Raw genomic sequence first — 17,714 nt, 5'->3', positions numbered from 1 at the left:
TGCACTGGGCTAGGCTGGCGGACATTGCCGTACAGCCTCGCATCCTAAGGAAGAGCCATGATCCGCATCCATCACCGCAAGGGCCTGCAACAGGCGATCGAAATCGGCTCGCACCAGCTCCTCGGGGACGTCGCGCCCGAGCTCGGCGGAGAAGGTGCCGGCCCCGACCCGCATGACCTGTTCGACGCCTCGCTCGGTACCTGCAAGGCCATGACCCTGCTGCTCTATGCGCGCCAGCGTGGCCTGCCGCTGGAAGGCATCGACGTCAACGTCGAGCGTGACGACAGCGAGGAGCGCGAAGGCAACTACCGCCTGGTCGTCGAGCTGGCGCTCAGGGGGCCGCTGGACGATGCCCAGCGCCAGCAGCTGCTGCGCGTCGCCGACAAGTGCCCGATCCACAAGCTGATGACCAGCACCGACATCCAGGTCGAGACCCGTCTGGCAGGAGCACTGGCATGAGCGAGCTGCAGCTGATCCGGCCACGTGCCGAGGACATTTCCGGCCAGCCGATCCTGCGCCCCCTGCCCTCGGCACGCTTTCGCAGCATCGGTCCATTCGTCTTCTTCGATCACATGCTGGAACAGGCGTATCCCGCTGGCAGCGGCATGAACATCGCCCAGCATCCGCACATCGGCCTGTCCACCCTCACCTACCTGTTCGAGGGCCAGCTGCAGCACAAGGACAGTCTCGGCTCCGATCAGTTGGTCGAGCCCGGCGACGTCAGCTGGATGACTGCCGGCGATGCGGTCGCCCACGTGGAGCGCACCCCGCAGGCGCAGCTCGGGCAGAACAAGCGCCTGCACGGGCTGCAGGTGTGGCTGGCGCTGCCGGAGGCCGAGGAGCGCTGCGCGCCCAGCTACAGCCACCACCCTGCGGCCTCCTTGCCATGCAGCGACGCGCTTGGCGTGCGCATCACCCTGATCGCCGGCAAGGGCTTCTGCCTCGAATCCCCTGTCGCGGTTCGCTCGCCGACCCTCTATGCCGAGCTGCGCCTGGCCGCCGGCGCCAACCTGGTGATTCCGGCCGAGCACAGCGAGCGCGCCCTGTACCTGATCGACGGCGACGCCGAACTGGATGGCGAAGCGCTGCCAGCCCGCGCCATGGCCGTCATCCCTGCCGGAGAAACCCCACTGCTCGGGGCCTGTGGCGAATGCCACCTGGCCCTGATCGGCGGCGAGCCCATCGGCCCACGCCGGATGAACTGGAACTTCGTCGCCAGCAGCGCGGAACTGATCGACCAGGCCCGCCAACGCTGGGCGGCCGGCGACTGGCCACAGGTACCAGGCGAAACCGCGCGCATCGAACTGCCGCGCTGAAAACACCCAATCACCGGCAGGCAGCAGCGGCTGCCTGCCGACCCGCAAAGGATTGCCCGCATGCCCCGACTCCACTCATTGGCCTGGCTGCTGTTCCTGCCCGCCTGTGCCCTGGCCGAGCTGCCTCGCTTCGAACCGCAGAACGGGTTGCAGGCCCAGGTACTGCAACAGGGCGACGGCTACGTTCTGCAGCAGCCCGACGGCAGTCGTATCGAACTGAGCATTCCCGAGGGTAACGAGGTGGACGCCACGCCCGGCTTCGAGGTCGACGACTACGACTTCGACGGCCATCCCGACCTCGCCATACGCGTGCCCGTGGGCATGGTCAACTCGAGCTACCACCTCTACCTCTATCGCCCCGACCGGCAGGGCTTCGAGCGCCTGCACATGCCCGAGACCCTGCTGGACCGCGCCAACTGCGGCGAGCTGTCGGAGTTGCAGGCCAAGCCGGCCGAACGCGCCCTGTACAGCCACTGCCGCAGCGGCCCACGCTGGTATTACGACGCCTACCGGTTCGATGCCTCCGGCACGCCCTGGCTGTACAAGACGCTGCAGGTGCGTCACCACGACCCGGACGCGCCGGTGTTCTTCCACATATTCGAAAGGACCCTCGACCCGTACGGCAAGGTCATCGCCAGCCGCGCCCTCGACGACGGTGATCAGCCCGTGAGCTGGACCGTCCCCAGCGCGCGCCTGTATCTGCATGCGCGACCGACCGCCAGCAGCCGGAGCAAGGCGTACCTGATCGCCGGTGACGTCTGCGAGGTGCTGGACCAGCAAGGCGACTGGCTGATGATCCGCTACCTCTCGCGCAAGGGCCCGCTGGAGCGCTGGGTCTCGCTCGACGAGGCCTACAGCCGCCCCTGAGGCGGCCTTGCGAAGTTTTTTATTGCCTGGCGATGATCCAGTCGTCGTGCTGGCGGGTATAAGCTGCAATGAGGATTTCTCAGGCCGACGGACACCCCATGGCTGCGCGCGAATTCGACTATGAAAGTACCCTGGAGGCCTGTGCCCGCCGAGACGAGCGCGCCTTCCAGGCCCTCTACCGCCAGGAAGCCGGGCAACTGCTGGGGCTGGCCATCAGCATGCTCGGCCGTCGTGATGTCGCCGAAGACTGCCTGCACGACGCCTTCGTGCGCATCTGGCAGCACGCCGCACGCTACCGGCGAGAGCTGGGCAGCGGTCGTGCCTGGGTGCACAGCATCCTGCGCTACCGGGTGCTGAACGCGCTGCGCAACGGCACCCGCCACATCGAGATGGACGACGGCTTCATCGAGCGCGTACTGGACGACGCTCCCCAGGCCGAAGCACAGGCACTGGAACGCTCCGAGCGACGCCTGCTGCGCCATTGCCTGCAGCGCCTGGAACGGCCACGCCGTCAGCCGATCCTGCTGGCCTTCTATCGCGGCCTGACGCACGAACAGATCGCCCAGCGCCTGAGCACCCCTCTTGGCACCATCAAAGGCCGTATCCGCGCCGGCCTGCGCGCGCTGCAGGAGTGTTTGCAAGCATGATTCCGCACGATCCCGAAGAACGTCGCGCCTTGATCGGCGAGTACCTGCTCGGCCTGCTCGACGCGTCTGACGCTACCGAGATACGCCAGCTGCTGGAGGAGGATCAGGACGCCGCCCGCATGGCCCTGGAGTGGGAACGGCATTTCCTCGAACTGAGCGACCAGCTGCCGCCCCAGCAGCCCTCCCCGGCACTCTGGACGCGCATCAGGCACAGCCTGGGGACGACAGGCACGCCGCGCAGCGGTCTCGCGGCCAGCTGGTGGAACAGCCTGCTGACCTGGCGCCTCACCACTGCGGCTCTGGCCATGGCCCTGCTGGTCGCCATCCTGCTGCCCCTGCTGCAGGCTCCACAGGTCGAAGGTGAACGCTATACCGTCGTCCTGCAACAGCCAGGGCAAGCGGCTCAGCCCGGCTGGGTGATCCAGGTCGGCGGCGACGGCACGCTGCAACTCGAACCGCTGGTCGCCGATCGCATTCCCGAAGGCCGCACGTTGCAGTTCTGGACGCTGCAGGACCCGGCCGACGGCCCAAGATCGCTGGGGCTGGTCGAAGCTGGCCAGCCACTGCATCTGCCCGCCGAACGGATAGGCGCGGTACAGGCCGGGCAACTGTTCGAGCTCACCCTGGAACCCGCAGGCGGCTCACCCTACAACCGCCCGAGCGGACCGGTGCAATACATCGGCCGTGCCGTGCTGGCCAGCGCCAACTGATGGATCGCCGGCCCTGCGGCCGGCGATCTCACCCTCCGCAAAATATTTTCTGCCTGCCGACATCCAGCGGCGTTCCTCGCGGGTATCGCTATCAGGTGTTTCGTCGAGGCACCTGCGAAGCCGCCACGCGGCTTCGTCTCGATGCTGAACCGTTGAGAGGAACCATCATGAAGCGCATTACCCTCCTGTGCACCGCCAGCCTGCTGACCCTGGGTGCAGGCGCAAGCCATGCCACCGAACTGATCGCCCTGGGCGCCGATGGCAAGCTGTTCAAGATCGATGTCGCCGACCTCAGGGTCGCAGCCAGCATGAACGTCAGCGGTGCCAGCGACCTGCGCGGCCTGGACGTGCGCCCGGCCAGCGGCCAGCTCTACGCGCTGGGTGGCAACGACCGGCTCTACACCCTGGACGCCAGCAGCGGCAAGGCAACGCCAGCCAGCACGCTGAAGACCGCACTCCCCGGCAACAGTCAGGCCGTGGTCGACTTCAACCCGGTCGCCGACCGCCTGCGCCTGATGAGCCCGGACGGCACCAACCTGCGGGTCAATGTCGACACCGGCGAGGCGGTGGTCGACGGCAAGCAGGCCTACGGGGCGGACGGCCCCTACGCGGGGCAGCAGCCGCAGGTGGTTGCCGGCGCCTACACCAACTCCTATGCCGGTACGCCGAGCACGGCGCTCTACAACATCGACCTGGCCAGCGGCAGCCTGATGCTGCAGAACCCGCCAAACGATGGAGTGCAGCAGCTGGTGGGCAAACTGGCGGATGGCTTGCAGACGGCCGCACTGGACATCGCCAGCGACGGCATGGGTGGCAATACCGCCTACGTGCTGACAGGCAAGACCCTGCACCGGCTGGACCTGGCCAGCGGCAAGCCGACCACGCTGGGAGATATCGCGAACCTGCCTGACGGCATCATCGACATCAGCGTATTGCCAGCGAAATAGCGCCACCCAGGCTGCGTCCACCGGGCGCAGCCTCCCTCATGACGGATCACGGCTCGGCGAAGACCTCGTCGAACAGGTCGTTCATCGCCTTGAACGCCCGCGCGGCAACCACCGGGTGGTACTGATTGCGCCCCGGCACGTTGGCCTTGGGATCAGTGAACGAATGCACCGCGCCACCGTAGCTGACCAGCTGCCAGTCGACCCCGGCGGCCTTCATCTCGGCGACGAAGCCATCCACCTGTGCCTGAGGCACCGCCGGGTCATCCGCACCGTGCAGCACCAGCACCGGCGCCTGGATGTTCTTCGCATCCGCCGGGTTGGGGGTGTCCAGATTGCCGTGAAACGAGACGAAACCTTGCAGTGGCGCGCCCGAGCGAGCCAGTTCGAGCACCGCGCCGCCGCCGAAGCAGAAGCCGATGGCCCCCAGCTTGCGGGTATCCAGGGCGACCTCGTCACCCTGCGCCTTGAGCACCTCGACTGCCGCCTGGGCGCGCCTGCGCATCAGCGCGCGGTCGGCGCGCACGCTCGTGGCGGCGGCCCTGGCCTCGTCCGCATTGCTGGGGCGCACCGCCTTGCCATACATATCGGCGAGAAACACCACGTAGCGGCTGCCCGCCGCACGGGCGGCCTTGTCCACGGTGTCGTCGTTGACGCCCATCCAGTTGGGAATGGCCAGCAAGCCGGGACGTGGCGTGGTGACCGAATCGTCGTAGAGCAGAACGCCCTCGAAGGCTTCGCCGTCGATCTCGTAGGGAACCGCCTTGGCCACGACGGCCGCGTCGGCAAGGCCGGCGAATGCTGCACACAACAGGGGAACCCATGTCTTCTTCTGCATGCTGAGACCTGCCCTTGGCAATGGTGAGTGCTCAACGATAGACCGCCGGCGGTCGATGACCAAGCCGCAGCACCCGGCAGTGTTGCACAGGACATGTCAGGCGACGGGCTGCTCGGCCCAGCGTTCCTTGATCTGCAGAATCTCCGGCAGGCAGCCGATGAACAGCTCCACCAGGCGCGGATCGAAGTGCCGCCCGCTCTGCTCACGCAGAAAGGCCACCGCCTGCTCGACGGGCCAGGCCTGCTTGTAGGGCCGCACGCTGGTCAAGGCGTCGAACACATCGGCAATCGCGACGATGCGCCCCTCCAGGGGAATGTCCTCACCGCAGAGACCGTTGGGATAGCCGCTGCCATCCCACTTCTCGTGATGCGACAGGGCAACCCGCTGCGCCGTCCTGAGCAGCCCGGAGCTGTGTTCGCCGATGATCCTCGCACCGATCTCCACATGCTGGCGCATCACCTGCCATTCGGCATCATCCAGCTTGCCCGGTTTGCGCAGTACCGCATCGGGAATGCCGATCTTGCCGACATCGTGCATGGGCGCGGCGTGCAGCAACTCCTCCGCAGCGCTCTCGGAGAAGCCGGCAGCCAGGGCCAGCACCCGGGAGAAGTGACTCATGCGAATCACATGCAGGCCCGTCTCGTTGTCCTTGTACTCGGCCGCCATGCCCAGGCGCTGGACGATCTGCAGACGGGTGTGCGTCAGCTCGTCAATCCTGACCAGCGACAGGTGGGTACGTACCCGGGCGCGCACGATGGGCGGGCTGATCGGCTTGGTGATGTAATCCACCGCACCGACCTCGAAGCCGTGCGTCTCGTCCTCCACATCCCCCAGGGCGGTGACGAAGATCACCGGAATTCCCTGCAGCAGCGGGTTGGCCTTGAGCTGCTCGCACACCTGGTAGCCGGTCATGCCCGGCATCATCACGTCGAGCAGGATCAGGGCCGGTTGCTCGCGCTCGGCCATTTCCAGCGCGCGCGCACCCTCCTTGGCGAACAGCAGGCGGTAGTCATCCTGCAGTACATGCCGCAGCACCTGCAGGTTGGTGGGTTCGTCATCGACCAGCAGCAACAGCGGACGGGTATCGGCGACCGGGCTCATGATGGGGTGGTTTCCTCGTCTTGCAGCTGCAATAACAACCGATCCAGCGCAGCCAGGGCCTGATCGAAATCGAACTCGTCGAGGGCCTGGCGCAACTCGCTCATCCTGTTCGCAAAGGCCGTGCCGCTCAGTGCCTGCTCGAGCGCGGACAACGCCTGGTCGTCCAGCCCGCCCCTGGCCAGCACGGCCCGCAAGTGGCCGGCGCGCTCGCGCAGCAGGCCCGGATCAGCGGCCGCGGATTCTAGCGCATTGGTCTCCTCCGGCAACTGCGGCAACGTTTCGATGACGGCCTGCAGGGCCTGTTCGAGTTCGACCAGAAGCGCGCGCAGACTGTCCTCGTCACGCGCCTCGAAGCCCTGTTCGAGGCTGCGCCCCAGCTGCGTCAGACGGGTCAACGCCAGGTTGCCGGCAGCGCCGTGGAAGCGGTGTGCCAGTGCCCGGCCTTCGTCCCACTCGGCGGCCTCGAGGAACTGCCTCATGCTCGCCACCAGCGCGCCCTGCTCCTTGATGAAGGCGGCAATCGCCTGGGCCATGCGCAGCGGACCGCCCCACAGGTGGCTGCCGCGCACCCAGTCGAACAGCCCCGTCTCCAGGTGCGGCCCGCTGGCACCTGCGACACGGGCGGTCTCTGTCACACCGAGCAGCCTGGCCATTTCCCAGAGCAGCGCGGTCATGTCCAGCGGCTTCGAGGCGAATGCGTTCATCCCGGCGTCTAGCGCGGCCTGACGGTCGCGGTCCAGCACACTCGCCGTCAATGCGATGATCGGTATCGCCTGGCGCCCTTCGCTGGTTTCCAGCTGGCGAATCCGCCGCGTGGCCTCCAGGCCATCGACACCGGGCATCTGCACATCCATCAGAATCAGGTCGAAGCGCTCCTCGCCGAACGCCCGCAGGGCGCTCTCGCCATCGGCGACGCAGCGTACCTGGTGGCCCCGGTACTGCAGATTGAGCTGCAGCAGTTCGAGATTCTGCGGCACGTCATCGGCAGCCAGGATGTTCAGTACTCCCAGCTCCGGCAGCGTGGTCGGTTGCTGAGGCGCAGCGCGTTTACCGACCTGCAGGGGCAACTCGACACTGAAGCAGCTGCCCTGCCCCTCGACGCTTTCCACGCGCAAGCGCCCGCCCATCAGCTCGACGAGCTGACGGGAAATGGTGGTCCCCAGGCCGGTGCCACCGAAACGCCGGCTCATCGAGGCGTCGGCCTGGGCGAAAGGCTCGAAGATCTTCTCCAGGCGGTCGGCGGCGATGCCGATGCCGGTGTCCTTCACCGCCAGGCGGATCGCACCAGGCTCGCCAGAGACCTTCAGGCACACCTCGCCGTGCTGGGTGAACTTGACCGCGTTGCCCAGCAGGTTCGTCAGCACCTGCTGCAGGCGCAGCGGATCGCCGCAGAAGAAGTCGCTGACCGTGGCCGGGTAATCCAGGTGCAGTTGCAGCCCTTTGCCTTCGGCGCCGAGGCGCTGGGTCGTCACGACCTGCTCGCACAGCTCGCGCAGGGAAAAGTCCAGTTGCTCCAGCTCGATCGCGCCACGGTCGAGCTTGGCCGTGTCGAGGATGTCGTTGAGCAGCCCGAGCAGCGAGCGGGAAGACTGCTGCACCGTCGTCAGGTGCCGCCGCTGCTCGCCCGACAGCGAGGTTTCCAGGAGCAGCTCGGTAAAGCCGATGATGGCGTTCATCGGCGTGCGGATTTCATGGCTCATGTTGGCCAGGAAGCTGCTGCGCGCCGCAGCGGCCGCTTCGGCGTGATCGCGGGCGGCGCGCAGCTCCTGTTCCATCACCCGCCGCGGGGTCAGGTCAGTGGCCAGCTTGACGACCTTGAACGGCTTGCCATCGGTGTTCAGGATCGGGTTGTAGCTGGCCTGGATCCAGACCTCGCGCCCGCCCTTGCCGATGCGCCGGTATTCGCCCGTGCGGAAATGCCCGGCGCGCAGCTCCTGCCATATCTGGCGATACTTCGCACTGGCGACCAGTTCGGGGTCGCAGAACAGCGAATGGTGCTGCCCGAGCACCTCGGCCCTGTCGTAGCCATACAGGGCCAGGGCATTGTCGTTGATGTCGAGAATGGTACCGTCGAGGTCGAACTCCGTGAGCGCCATGGCCTTGCTGATGGCCGTCACCTTGCCTTCGTACTCGGCATTGCGCCGCTTGGTCTCGGTCTGATCCAGCAGCACGCCGTCGATCCAGCGCGGCACGCCATGCTCGTCGCAAACCGCACTGCCGCTCTCCCAGATCCAGTGCTCCGCCCCGGCGCTGTCGAACAGCCGGTACTCGACGGTGTAGTTGCGGCCCTGTTCGATCGCCTCCACCACCTCGCTGGCGACTCGCTCGTAGTCATCCGGGTGGTACATGTCGGCGATCGAGCAGCGCCGGTTGATGAAATCGTCAGCGCTGCGCCCGGTCAGGGTCTGCACCGCATCGCTGATGAACAGCATGCTCCAGTCGCGATCCAGCAGACAGCGGAACGACACCCCCGGAATGTTGCTGATCAACGAGCGGTATTGCTGCTCGCTGTCGCGCAGCGCCTTCTCCATGCGCTGCCGCTCGCTGATGTCGGCGACGAACACCACGAACAGCGGCCGGCTGTCGACATGGGTGATGCCGACGCTGATGCGTATGGGCTTTTCCTTACCCTGGCGCGTCAGGCCGATCAGGTCCTGCTCGCCCCTGGGCAGGCTCAGGTTGCCGGTGCGCAGGTAGCTGGCCAGCCGCTCCTCCACCTCGCGCACCAGGCGCGCAGGCACCAGCGAGCGGATGTGCATCCCCACCATCTCCTGCGGGCTCCAGCCGAACAGGCCCGTCACCGCGGGGTTGGCGGAACGCACCCGGCCTTCGTAATCGACGGTCACGATGGCGTCCAGGGCGGTGTCGAAGATCGAGCGCAGGTGCTGCTCGCTGGCCTTGAGCTGCAGGCTCAGGCGGCGATAGCGCAGCAGGGTGTTGGCGGCCACCACGAACACCGTCAGCGCCACGGTCAGCAGGGTAATGGCGATGGCGATGTAGCCGCTGTCGACCACGGCCATCGGGCTGTCCGACTCGGGCGTGCCCACGAAGCGAGCGGCCGCCATGCCGGTGTAGTGCATGCCACTGATGGCCAGGCCCATGACCATGGCACTGATCAGCAGGGCCCAGAGCGCAGGCAGGCGCCCTTCGAGGCCGAAGCGCACCCACAGCGCGATGATGGCCAGGCCGATGGCCACGACGATGGACAGCGCGAACATCCAGGGGTCATAGCGCAGCAACGGCGCCATCTCCATCGCCGCCATGCCGCTGTAATGCATCGCCCCGATCCCGGCGCCGACCAGCACGCCGCCGACGCACAGCTGCACCAGGCTCAGATTGGGCCGAGCCAGCAGGCTCAGGGCCACCCAGGAGGCGCCGAGGCTGGGCAGCATCGAGAGCAGCGTGATGCCCAGGTCGAAACGCACGGCGGCACACAGCTCGAACGCCAGCATCCCGAGGAAATGCATGGCCCAGATGCCCCCGCCAAGCGCGAGCGAGCCGGTGAGAATGGTGACCTGTCGAGCAATGGGTTGAGTGCTGTTGCGGGCTTCGCCTGCGAGTTGCAGTGCCATGCCCGCGGCGAATACGGAGATGGCAAGAGACAGCAGTACCAGGACGGGGTCGTAACTGCTGAGTATCAGGACGCCGGGGTCCGCCCCCATGATGAAGAATAGCTCGAGAATCGACATACAACCCCAAGGAAAACGCCGACAAATGCTATCGGAATGCAATCATCTGAAACGACGGGATAGTTCTTGTCAATTGCGGCCTGTCTATCGCGCCCCATGAAAAAAGCCCGCCGAAGCGGGCTTTTCACAAGCTTAGCCGGTCAGGCGGACAATTCCACCAGCAGCTTGTTGAGGCGCTGCACGTACGCGGCCGGGTCCTTCAGGCTGTCACCGGCAGCCAGCGCGGCCTGGTCGAACAGGATGTGCGACAGGTCGGTGAAGCGGTCTTCGTCCGGCTCGGCATCCAGGCGCTCGATCAGCGGGTGCGCCGGGTTGAACTCGAAGATCGGCTTCGCGTCCGGCACCTTCTGCCCGCTGGCTTCGAGAATCTGGCGCATCTGCAGGCCGAGGTCCTGCTCGCCGATGGCGAGAATCGCCGGCGAGTCGGTCAGGCGGTGAGACACGCGCACCTCGGCGACCTGCTCGCCCAGGGCACCCTTGAGGCGCTCGATCAGCCCTTCCTTGGCCTTGGCGACTTCCTCCTGGGCCTTCTTGTCCTCTTCCGAGTCCAGCTTGCCCAGGTCCAGATCGCCACGCGCCACGTCGACGAACTGTTTGCCGTCGAACTCGGTCAGGTAGCTCATCAGCCACTCGTCGATGCGATCGGTGAGCAGCAGGACCTCGATGCCTTTCTTGCGGAAGACTTCCAGGTGCGGGCTGTTCTTGATCTGTGCGTAGCTCTCGCCGGTGAGGTAGTAGATCTTGTCCTGCCCGTCCTTGGCACGGGACAGGTAGTCGGCCAGCGACACCGATTGCTCGTCGCCTTCACCGGCGGTGGACGCGAAGCGCAGCAGACCGGCGATCTTCTCCTTGTTGGCGAAGTCTTCCGCCGGGCCTTCCTTGAGCACCTGACCGAAGGCCTTCCAGAACGCCTTGTAGTCGTCCGGCTTGTCCTTGGCCAGTTTCTCCAGCATGTCCAGCACGCGCTTGGTCAGGGCCGACTTCATCGAATCGATGACCGGACCGGACTGCAGGATCTCGCGGGAAACGTTCAGCGACAGGTCGTTGGAATCCACCACGCCCTTGATGAAACGCAGGTACAGCGGCAGGAACTGGTCGGCCTGGTCCATGATGAACACGCGCTGCACATAGAGCTTCAGGCCCTTGGGCGCCTCGCGGTGGTACAGGTCGAACGGCGCGCGGCCCGGCACGTAGAGCAGCGAGGTGTACTCCAGCTTGCCCTCGACCTTGTTGTGGCTCCAGGACAGCGGGTTCTCGAAGTCGTGGCCGACGTGCTTGTAGAACTCCTGGTATTCCTCGTCCTTGATCTCGGTACGCGGACGGGTCCACAGGGCGCTGGCGCGGTTGACGGTTTCCCACTCGACCTCGGCCGGCGCGTCTTCGCCGTGCTGCTCCTTCGGCAACTCGATGGGCAGGGCGATATGGTCGGAGTACTTCTTGACGATGTTGCGCAGGCGCCAGCCATCGGCGAATTCTTCCTCACCACTCTTGAGGTGCAGGACGATACGCGTACCACGCTCGGCCTTGTCGATGCTGGCGACTTCGAACTCGCCCTCGCCCTTCGACGACCAGTGCACGCCTTCGCTGGCGGCAGCGCCGGCACGTCGCGTGAAGACTTCGACCTGATCGGCCACGATGAACGCCGAATAGAAGCCCACGCCGAACTGACCGATCAGGTGCGAATCCTTCTTCTGGTCGCCGGACAGGTTCTTCAGGAAATCGGCGGTACCGGATTTGGCGATGGTACCCAGGTGCGCGATCACTTCATCGCGGTTCATGCCGATGCCGTTGTCTTCGAGGGTGACGGTCTTGGCGTCCTTGTCGAAGGACAGGCGAATCTTCAGCTCGGCGCCGCCTTCGAGCAGCTCGGGCTTGGCCAGCGCCTCGAAACGCAGCTTGTCGGCGGCATCGGACGCGTTGGAGATCAACTCGCGAAGGAAGATTTCCTTGTTCGAGTACAGGGAATGGATCATCAGGTGAAGCAGCTGCTTCACCTCGGTCTGGAAGCCCAGGGTTTCTTTTTGAGTTTCCACACTCATGGTCTTCTAACTCCATCTGCAGGACAGGAACCGCTATCGCGGCGGATGTCCTGCAGATGGGGGCAACCTGATGGATTTCAAGGGCCTAGGGTTCCAGCAGCTCCAGGTTGCCGATCTCCTGCGGTTTGAAGCTGAAGCTGGCCTGCCCGCCGCCGCTACCCAGTTGCTGGCTGATGCGGATACTGCCGTCGTCGTCGACGCCGACGAAGCGCCCCTCCACGGTGCCCCCGCTGGCACGCTTGAGGCGCATGCTGAGGTTGCGGTACTGCTCCGGGTTGCGCTGCAGGCGTGCCAGGCTGAAGCGCTGACGACGATCGATACGCCGGCTGAGGCGCTCCTCCGTCGGGGTCGCCTCGGACGGCGGCGCGGCCTGCGCCACGGTGGCCTTGGGCAGCGCCGGGAAATGGTCGCCTTCGACACTCCAGCCCTGGCTGGCGCTCTTGTGCAGGCGCAGCGCCAGGCGCTCGTCGCGCTGCTCGACCCGGGCCTCGACCTCCAGCTCCAGGCGGTCGCCGCCAAAGGTGAACGGCGGCAACTTCAGGTCATGCACATCGCGGCTGGCGAAGCGTCGTTGCAGGTAGTCCTGCAGGACATGGGCAACGGTGTCGCGCGAGTCGAAACGCCTGTCGACCTGACCATCGACATAGCGCAGACGGTCACGATAGAGCTCGACACGGCCACTCAGGCTGGTTTTGAAGCGCGGCGGCAGGACCAGGTGAAAGTCACCGACCAGACGATTCGGCGCCTGCGGCTGCAGATCCAGGTGCAGGGTGTAGCCTCGGCTCAGGCGCCGCGCCTCGGGCAGGTCCTGTTCCGGAAGCAGCCAGCTCAGTTCCACCTCGGGCAGATCGCCGCTGTCCTGTGGCAGAACGTCGATGCGCACGGGGCCCTCGACAGGCTGTGGCAAACGGATGCTCAGTTCGCGCAGGGCAAAGAAGTCGAGCCCCTCACGCAGGCTCAGCACGCCATCGATCAGCTCGCCCTGTTGCGGCCGAAATGCGTGGCCGTTGAGCTCGCCATCCAGATCGATGGCCAGTTCGGCCGGTGCCTGGGCTTCGGGTTTCAGCCAGTCGAGGCGAACGATCGCGGCAAGCCGTTCGGCATCCTTGCTGGCGAGCAAGGTGAAACCGACCACCAGCGGGATCACCCCCAGGCCGATGAGCATCACGGCACTGCGCGCGCGCGCCCAATGGCGCACGACATAGATCAGGGTGAGCGGCGGCAGCAGGCTGCCCCACCCCCACAGCAGGCTCGTGGCGAAGGCCCGCATGACCAGCCAGACCAGACCGGCCAGCATCAACAGCAGACCACCGATTATCAGCAACGCATCCATCTACAGATTCCTTGTCATCATTTCGCTGCGCTACCGATCCGTTCCGTCATGCAAGCAATCACCTCGACAAGGGCTCAGGGCTCATCGACCTTGAAATGGGCACGGGCTGTGGCAATCGGCTCGGTCTGGCTGGTCTGCCAGGCATTGATCGCCACGTTGGCGACCCGTCGCCCCTGGCGCCAGACCTGGCACTGCGCATAGGTGTCACGATAATGGCCGGCGCGCAGGTAATCTATCGAGAAGTCGATGATTTTCGGCAAATGTGGAATTCCCATGAACATCAGCAGATGCAGCATGGCGGCATGCTCCATGAACCCGGCGATCACGCCGCCATGCAGCGCCGGCAGTACCGGGTTGCCGATGCAGTCACGATTGGCCGGCAGGCGAAAGACCATGTCATCGCCCAGGCGCAGGCACTCGATCCCCAGCAGCTTGGCGTAGGGGATCAGGCTGATCAGCGGGTCGTAGTCGTTCTGCTGGTGCGCGCGTGCGACCAGCTGCTCTAGGTTGAGCTCGCTCATGCCGCACCACCCTGCTGAATGTCTTGTTTCAGCTCACCGCCACCCTGCGCGGCCTTGCCCATGCGCATGAAGGCGCCGACCACGTGGGCGATGGGCTGCTCGGGGTCATCCTGATAGGCGTAGCCACGGGTGAAGATGACGTTGGGGGTCACGCGATAGCACTCAGCGAAACCGAACACATCCTTGCCCGGCTCGGCGGGATGCATGTAGTCGATGCGCAGGTCCAGCGTCGGGCAGATCTCGAACTCGGGCAGCACGCACACGGTGGAGATGCCGCAGGTGGTGTCCATCAGCGTGGTGATCGCCCCGCCATGGATAACGCCGGTATCCGGATTGCCGACGATGTGCGGCGCGTACGGCAGGCGCAGGGTCAGGCCCTTGCTGTCAGCGCGCTCGACCGCCATGCCGAGCACCTGACAATGACGCAATGCAGCAAGAAACCGCTGCGCGCGATCCTCAATCGACTGTTCACTCATCTCTCTACTCCCGACCGCACCAGCAGCAATGCCTGGGGCACTCCTGACGTCCGCATGCGTTGGACAATGGATCGCAGCTGCCAGGCGCGTTTCCGGGCGGCGCCGGCGCGGCGCAATGGCCCGACACGCGCGCTGGCAGGCTGCAAAAAGGGCTGCGCATCATAGCGCCTCGAGGCGCTGCCTCACACCGGCGTCGTGCCAGCGAAACGAAAACGCAGGGAACTTGCGCAGTCGATCAAGGTTCAGAGTGGGTGTGCGCTCTTGGGGTCAACCCAGCCACCTATAACTCTCACACATGGAGTGATGACTGTGAACAAACCTCTGACTTATGCCCTTCTGCTTGCCACCGCCCTGGGTCTCGCCGCCTGCGAGAAAACCCCGGAGGACAAGATGGAGTCAGCCAAGGAGTCAGTCTCCGAAGCCATGGAGAATCTGGGCAATGCGGCCGAGGAAACCGGCGAAGCCATCGAGCAGAAAACCAACGAGGCCCTGGGCAACGAGCCCACCACCGGCGAGAAGATCGAGAACGCAGCCGACGACGCAGCCAACGCCCTCGAAGATGCCGGCAACAAGGCCAAGGACGTCGTGGACGGCGAGTAAGCCTCAGGCGCCTGCGAAAAGGCCCGCATTTTGCGGGCCTTTTTTCATTTCAATGCCGGGCTGATCATCAGCAGCAGGCTGCACGCCAGGCCCACGACCCAGACCAGGCTGCGCTGCCAGTGCAGGTCCCACCAGTAGAGCAGCAGGTACAGCACGCGACTGACGACGAAGGTCACCGCCAGCACGTCGACGAGCACGCCGTAGGTCTGGGTGACATGCGCCATCAACACGCCGACGGCGAACAGCGGGAAGGCCTCGATGCTGTTCAGGTGCGCGGCCAGCGCACGTGCGCCAAAGCCGGTAAGACGCGCCTGCTGCGCGCGCGGATGGTGGTTGTCGTAGCGACCACCACCCTCCTTGGCCATCGCCTTGGCGACCGGCGCCTTGGCGATGAAGATCAACAGGGCACTGATGAACACACACCAGAACGGCAGACTCATTCACTCTTCTCCTTGGCCACGTCCGTAGCCGGTGTTGGGGTATAGACCATCACTTCCAGTACATCCGAATGGAACTCGCGGCGGTAGAGGATCAGCACCACGCCGGTGGTCACCAGCATGAAGAACCAGGGGTTGATGAACCAGGCCAGCGTCGACATCCCGAAATAATAGGCACGCAGGCCGAAGTTGAACTGGTTCGCGGCCATCGAGATGACCCGCGCGGTGCGCTCGGCGAACGCCTTGCGCTCCTGCTCGGTGACATGGCGCTCCCCCACCATCGGCGCGGAACCGACCAGCACCGCCGCGAAGTTGTACTGACGCATGCACCAGCTGAAGGTGAAGAAGGCGTAGACGAAAATCACCCCCAGGCACAGCAGCTTGATCTCGGACAGGCCGCGGCTGGCCGGTTGCACGAAGGGAATGTCGGCCAGCAGCGAAAGGGCCCGGTCGGACGCGCCGAGCACGGTGAGGATACCGGCCAGGATGATCAGCGTGCTGGAGGCGAAGAACGAAGCGTTGCGCTCCAGATTGCCGATCACGTTGGCATCAGCAATGCGGTTCTCGCGCAGCAGCATGCGGCGCATCCAGTCCTCGCGGTACAGGTGCAGCACGCTGGCGAGACAGGGCGTGGTCCGGCCCTTCCAGGAAGCGTAGCGGGTGTAGCCGCCCCAGCACAGGACGAACCAGAGCACGGCGAGAAAGTGAGGCAGGTACGGGTAGCTGTCGAGCATGCCAACTCCTTGTATGACTGCCGCGGATTATAGCCAGAGCGCCAGGCGACTTGTTCGACAAAAAGAAGGCCGCCTCGTGGGCGGCCTTGCTTTGACGGCGACGTGCCTCAGGCAGTGGCGCCCTGGCGCAGACCGAGGATGCGGTCGAGCACCACGACCAGCGCCAGCGTGATCGCCACCGGCAGCAGCCAGCCCAGGCTCTGCCCTGCCAGCGGCAACTGGCCGAACCACGCCGGCACCTTGTCTGCCCACGGCGTCGCTGCGACGCCATCGGCCACGCCGAAGATCAGCGTCACCGCCATCACCGGCACGAAAACCAGGGACTGCGAGAGCCACAGGCGGTTGGCCAGGCTCAGGGCGACCAGCACGATCGCCAGCGGATAGAGGCCGACCAGCACCGGGATGGAGAAGCTGATCAGCTGGGTCAGGCCCTGGTTGGCCACGATCAGGCTGAACAGGCCGAAAACGATCACCACGCTGCGATACGACACCGGCAGCAGCTTGCTGAAGAATTCGCCGCAAGCGGTCAGCAGGCCGACGGCGGTGGTCAGGCAGGCCAGGGTGATGACCACGGCCAGCAGCAGGCTGCCGGTGGTACCGAAGGTGTGCTGGACGTAGGTGGTCAGGACCTGCACGCCATTTTCCGCATCGCCGGCGATGCCCTGGCTGGTGGCGCCGAGGTAGAACAGCGCCAGGTACACCAGCGACAGGCCGATGGCGGCGATCACCCCGGCGACGATCGAGTAGCGGGTAACCAGGGCGCCGTCGGTGACACCACGGTCACGGATGGCACTGGCGATGACGATACCGAATACCAGGGCGCCAAGGGTGTCCATGGTCAGGTAGCCCTGGAGGAAACCCTGCACCAGGGGCGCCTCGCGATAGCTGTCGGCGACCACGCCGATCTCGCCAGCCGGTGCGAACAGCGCGGCACCGCCCAGTACCAGCAGTGCAGCCAGCAATACCGGGGTGATGAACTTGCCGATACGGTCAACCAGTTGCCCGGGGTTGAGCGAGAGGAACAGGACGGCGGCGAAATAGACCAGGGTGTAGATCAGCAGCGGCGTGCCTTCGTTGCCGGCGAACGGGGCGATGCCCATCTCGAACGACACCACCGCCGTGCGTGGCGTGGCGAACAACGGCCCGATGGCCAGGTACACCGCCACGGCCAGGATCGCACCGGCGACCTTGCCCAGCGGCGCGGTGAGCAGGTCCATGCCGCCGCCGACACGGGCCAGCGCCACGACGGTCAGCAGGGGCAGCCCGACACCGGTGAGGAGAAAACCGACTGCGGCAGGCAGCAGGTTGGCCCCGGCAGCCAGGCCGGCGCTGGGCGGAAAGATGATGTTGCCGGCGCCAAGGAACAGCGCAAATGTCATGAAGCCAAGGGCCAGGAGATCCGAGCCTTTCAAACGAGTCATAGAAGGGAATACCACGGGCAGGAAATCGAAGAGTTGCGGGG

At 65.5% G+C, this 17,714-nt stretch carries 17 protein-coding genes; 7 read left to right on the top strand and 10 right to left on the bottom strand.

All coding sequences use genetic code 11. The features are described 5' to 3' along the window. Positions 1 to 57: 57 nt before the first annotated feature. The 6 genes from EWH21_RS11885 to EWH21_RS11860 all read left to right on the top strand — a co-directional run bounded on the left by EWH21_RS11885 (position 58) and on the right by EWH21_RS11860 (position 4,487). Entirely contained in the window at positions 58 to 459 is a 402-nt protein-coding gene (locus tag EWH21_RS11885; RefSeq protein WP_037051940.1) for an OsmC family protein, read from the top strand. Next, positions 456 to 1,316 (top strand): pirin family protein, encoded by an 861-nt coding sequence (locus EWH21_RS11880; RefSeq protein WP_047587296.1) that lies wholly within the window; start codon positions 456 to 458, stop codon positions 1,314 to 1,316. The genes EWH21_RS11885 and EWH21_RS11880 overlap by 4 nt, the downstream gene beginning before the upstream one ends. Positions 1,317 to 1,376: 60 nt before the next feature. Further along, positions 1,377 to 2,183: a hypothetical protein gene (locus EWH21_RS11875; protein ID WP_277700568.1), complete on the top strand. Its 807-nt coding sequence runs from the start codon at positions 1,377 to 1,379 to the stop codon at positions 2,181 to 2,183. A gap of 98 nt (positions 2,184 to 2,281) precedes the next feature. Further along, the gene (locus tag EWH21_RS11870) at positions 2,282 to 2,830 is read left to right on the top strand and encodes a sigma-70 family RNA polymerase sigma factor (protein ID WP_277700567.1); all 549 of its coding nucleotides are present in this window, start codon (positions 2,282 to 2,284) and stop codon (positions 2,828 to 2,830) included. Further along, the gene (locus EWH21_RS11865; protein WP_047589001.1) at positions 2,827 to 3,540 is read left to right on the top strand and encodes an anti-sigma factor; all 714 of its coding nucleotides are present in this window, start codon (positions 2,827 to 2,829) and stop codon (positions 3,538 to 3,540) included. The genes EWH21_RS11870 and EWH21_RS11865 overlap by 4 nt, the downstream gene beginning before the upstream one ends. Positions 3,541 to 3,707: 167 nt before the next feature. Further along, on the top strand, positions 3,708 to 4,487 hold the full coding sequence (locus tag EWH21_RS11860) for a DUF4394 domain-containing protein (protein WP_047588998.1): 780 nt from the start codon (positions 3,708 to 3,710) through the stop codon (positions 4,485 to 4,487). Between the two features lie 46 nt (positions 4,488 to 4,533). On the opposite strand, the gene EWH21_RS11855 is transcribed toward EWH21_RS11860, so the two are convergent. The 7 genes from EWH21_RS11855 to EWH21_RS11825 all read right to left on the bottom strand — a co-directional run bounded on the left by EWH21_RS11855 (position 4,534) and on the right by EWH21_RS11825 (position 14,481). Further along, positions 4,534 to 5,322, bottom strand: a complete 789-nt coding sequence (locus tag EWH21_RS11855) for a dienelactone hydrolase family protein (RefSeq protein ID WP_277700566.1) — start codon at positions 5,320 to 5,322, stop codon at positions 4,534 to 4,536. A 96-nt stretch (positions 5,323 to 5,418) separates the two neighbouring features. Continuing rightward, on the bottom strand, positions 5,419 to 6,423 hold the full coding sequence (locus EWH21_RS11850; protein WP_277700565.1) for a two-component system response regulator: 1,005 nt from the start codon (positions 6,421 to 6,423) through the stop codon (positions 5,419 to 5,421). Beyond that, positions 6,420 to 10,112: a PAS domain S-box protein gene (locus EWH21_RS11845; protein WP_277700564.1), complete on the bottom strand. Its 3,693-nt coding sequence runs from the start codon at positions 10,110 to 10,112 to the stop codon at positions 6,420 to 6,422. Before EWH21_RS11845 ends, EWH21_RS11850 begins: the two co-directional genes overlap by 4 nt. Before the next feature lie 140 nt (positions 10,113 to 10,252). After that, the gene (gene htpG / locus EWH21_RS11840) at positions 10,253 to 12,151 is read right to left on the bottom strand and encodes a molecular chaperone HtpG (RefSeq protein WP_150609440.1); all 1,899 of its coding nucleotides are present in this window, start codon (positions 12,149 to 12,151) and stop codon (positions 10,253 to 10,255) included. Positions 12,152 to 12,236: 85 nt separating this feature from the next. Then, entirely contained in the window at positions 12,237 to 13,484 is a 1,248-nt protein-coding gene (locus EWH21_RS11835; RefSeq protein WP_277700563.1) for an MFS transporter, read from the bottom strand. A 74-nt stretch (positions 13,485 to 13,558) separates the two neighbouring features. Continuing rightward, on the bottom strand, positions 13,559 to 14,005 hold the full coding sequence (locus tag EWH21_RS11830) for a PaaI family thioesterase (protein WP_037051907.1): 447 nt from the start codon (positions 14,003 to 14,005) through the stop codon (positions 13,559 to 13,561). Then, positions 14,002 to 14,481 (bottom strand): PaaI family thioesterase, encoded by a 480-nt coding sequence (locus EWH21_RS11825; RefSeq protein ID WP_037051900.1) that lies wholly within the window; start codon positions 14,479 to 14,481, stop codon positions 14,002 to 14,004. The genes EWH21_RS11830 and EWH21_RS11825 overlap by 4 nt, the downstream gene beginning before the upstream one ends. Positions 14,482 to 14,784: 303 nt before the next feature. Between EWH21_RS11825 and EWH21_RS11820 the strand changes: the two genes are divergently transcribed. Further along, positions 14,785 to 15,081 (top strand): hypothetical protein, encoded by a 297-nt coding sequence (locus EWH21_RS11820; RefSeq protein WP_047588985.1) that lies wholly within the window; start codon positions 14,785 to 14,787, stop codon positions 15,079 to 15,081. A gap of 44 nt (positions 15,082 to 15,125) precedes the next feature. On the opposite strand, the gene EWH21_RS11815 is transcribed toward EWH21_RS11820, so the two are convergent. The 3 genes from EWH21_RS11815 to brnQ form a co-directional block, all read right to left on the bottom strand. Next, positions 15,126 to 15,521 (bottom strand): MAPEG family protein, encoded by a 396-nt coding sequence (locus EWH21_RS11815; protein ID WP_047588983.1) that lies wholly within the window; start codon positions 15,519 to 15,521, stop codon positions 15,126 to 15,128. Beyond that, positions 15,518 to 16,252, bottom strand: coding sequence for a DUF599 family protein (locus EWH21_RS11810; protein WP_037051894.1), 735 nt, complete (start codon positions 16,250 to 16,252; stop codon positions 15,518 to 15,520). Before EWH21_RS11810 ends, EWH21_RS11815 begins: the two co-directional genes overlap by 4 nt. Positions 16,253 to 16,359: 107 nt before the next feature. Further along, a complete protein-coding gene (gene brnQ / locus EWH21_RS11805) occupies positions 16,360 to 17,673 on the bottom strand; it encodes a branched-chain amino acid transport system II carrier protein (RefSeq protein WP_152488614.1) in 1,314 nt (437 codons plus the stop codon). Positions 17,674 to 17,714: the final 41 nt, after the last annotated feature.

Source organism: Pseudomonas sp. REST10 (assembly GCF_029542605.1).
Taxonomy (GTDB): domain Bacteria; phylum Pseudomonadota; class Gammaproteobacteria; order Pseudomonadales; family Pseudomonadaceae; genus Aquipseudomonas; species Aquipseudomonas khazarica.
The sequence above is the reverse complement of the archived record's forward strand: the minus strand, read 5'-3'. Positions and strand labels throughout refer to the sequence as shown.

Excerpts from the sequence above, each read along its gene's own strand:
- EWH21_RS11815 (WP_047588983.1), bottom strand. The coding sequence starts at position 15,521 with ATGAGTCTGCCGTTCTGGTGTGTGTTCATCAGTGCCCTGTTGATCTTC.
- EWH21_RS11830 (WP_037051907.1), bottom strand. The coding sequence starts at position 14,005 with ATGAGCGAGCTCAACCTAGAGCAGCTGGTCGCACGCGCGCACCAGCAG.
- EWH21_RS11810 (WP_037051894.1), bottom strand. The coding sequence starts at position 16,252 with ATGCTCGACAGCTACCCGTACCTGCCTCACTTTCTCGCCGTGCTCTGG.
- EWH21_RS11875 (WP_277700568.1), top strand. The coding sequence starts at position 1,377 with ATGCCCCGACTCCACTCATTGGCCTGGCTGCTGTTCCTGCCCGCCTGT.
- brnQ (WP_152488614.1), bottom strand. The coding sequence starts at position 17,673 with ATGACTCGTTTGAAAGGCTCGGATCTCCTGGCCCTTGGCTTCATGACA.
- EWH21_RS11825 (WP_037051900.1), bottom strand. The coding sequence starts at position 14,481 with ATGAGTGAACAGTCGATTGAGGATCGCGCGCAGCGGTTTCTTGCTGCA.
- EWH21_RS11855 (WP_277700566.1), bottom strand. The coding sequence starts at position 5,322 with ATGCAGAAGAAGACATGGGTTCCCCTGTTGTGTGCAGCATTCGCCGGC.
- EWH21_RS11865 (WP_047589001.1), top strand. The coding sequence starts at position 2,827 with ATGATTCCGCACGATCCCGAAGAACGTCGCGCCTTGATCGGCGAGTAC.
- EWH21_RS11870 (WP_277700567.1), top strand. The coding sequence starts at position 2,282 with ATGGCTGCGCGCGAATTCGACTATGAAAGTACCCTGGAGGCCTGTGCC.
- EWH21_RS11880 (WP_047587296.1), top strand. The coding sequence starts at position 456 with ATGAGCGAGCTGCAGCTGATCCGGCCACGTGCCGAGGACATTTCCGGC.
- EWH21_RS11860 (WP_047588998.1), top strand. The coding sequence starts at position 3,708 with ATGAAGCGCATTACCCTCCTGTGCACCGCCAGCCTGCTGACCCTGGGT.
- EWH21_RS11845 (WP_277700564.1), bottom strand. The coding sequence starts at position 10,112 with ATGTCGATTCTCGAGCTATTCTTCATCATGGGGGCGGACCCCGGCGTC.
- EWH21_RS11820 (WP_047588985.1), top strand. The coding sequence starts at position 14,785 with ATGACTGTGAACAAACCTCTGACTTATGCCCTTCTGCTTGCCACCGCC.
- htpG (WP_150609440.1), bottom strand. The coding sequence starts at position 12,151 with ATGAGTGTGGAAACTCAAAAAGAAACCCTGGGCTTCCAGACCGAGGTG.
- EWH21_RS11850 (WP_277700565.1), bottom strand. The coding sequence starts at position 6,423 with ATGAGCCCGGTCGCCGATACCCGTCCGCTGTTGCTGCTGGTCGATGAC.
- EWH21_RS11885 (WP_037051940.1), top strand. The coding sequence starts at position 58 with ATGATCCGCATCCATCACCGCAAGGGCCTGCAACAGGCGATCGAAATC.
- EWH21_RS11835 (WP_277700563.1), bottom strand. The coding sequence starts at position 13,484 with ATGGATGCGTTGCTGATAATCGGTGGTCTGCTGTTGATGCTGGCCGGT.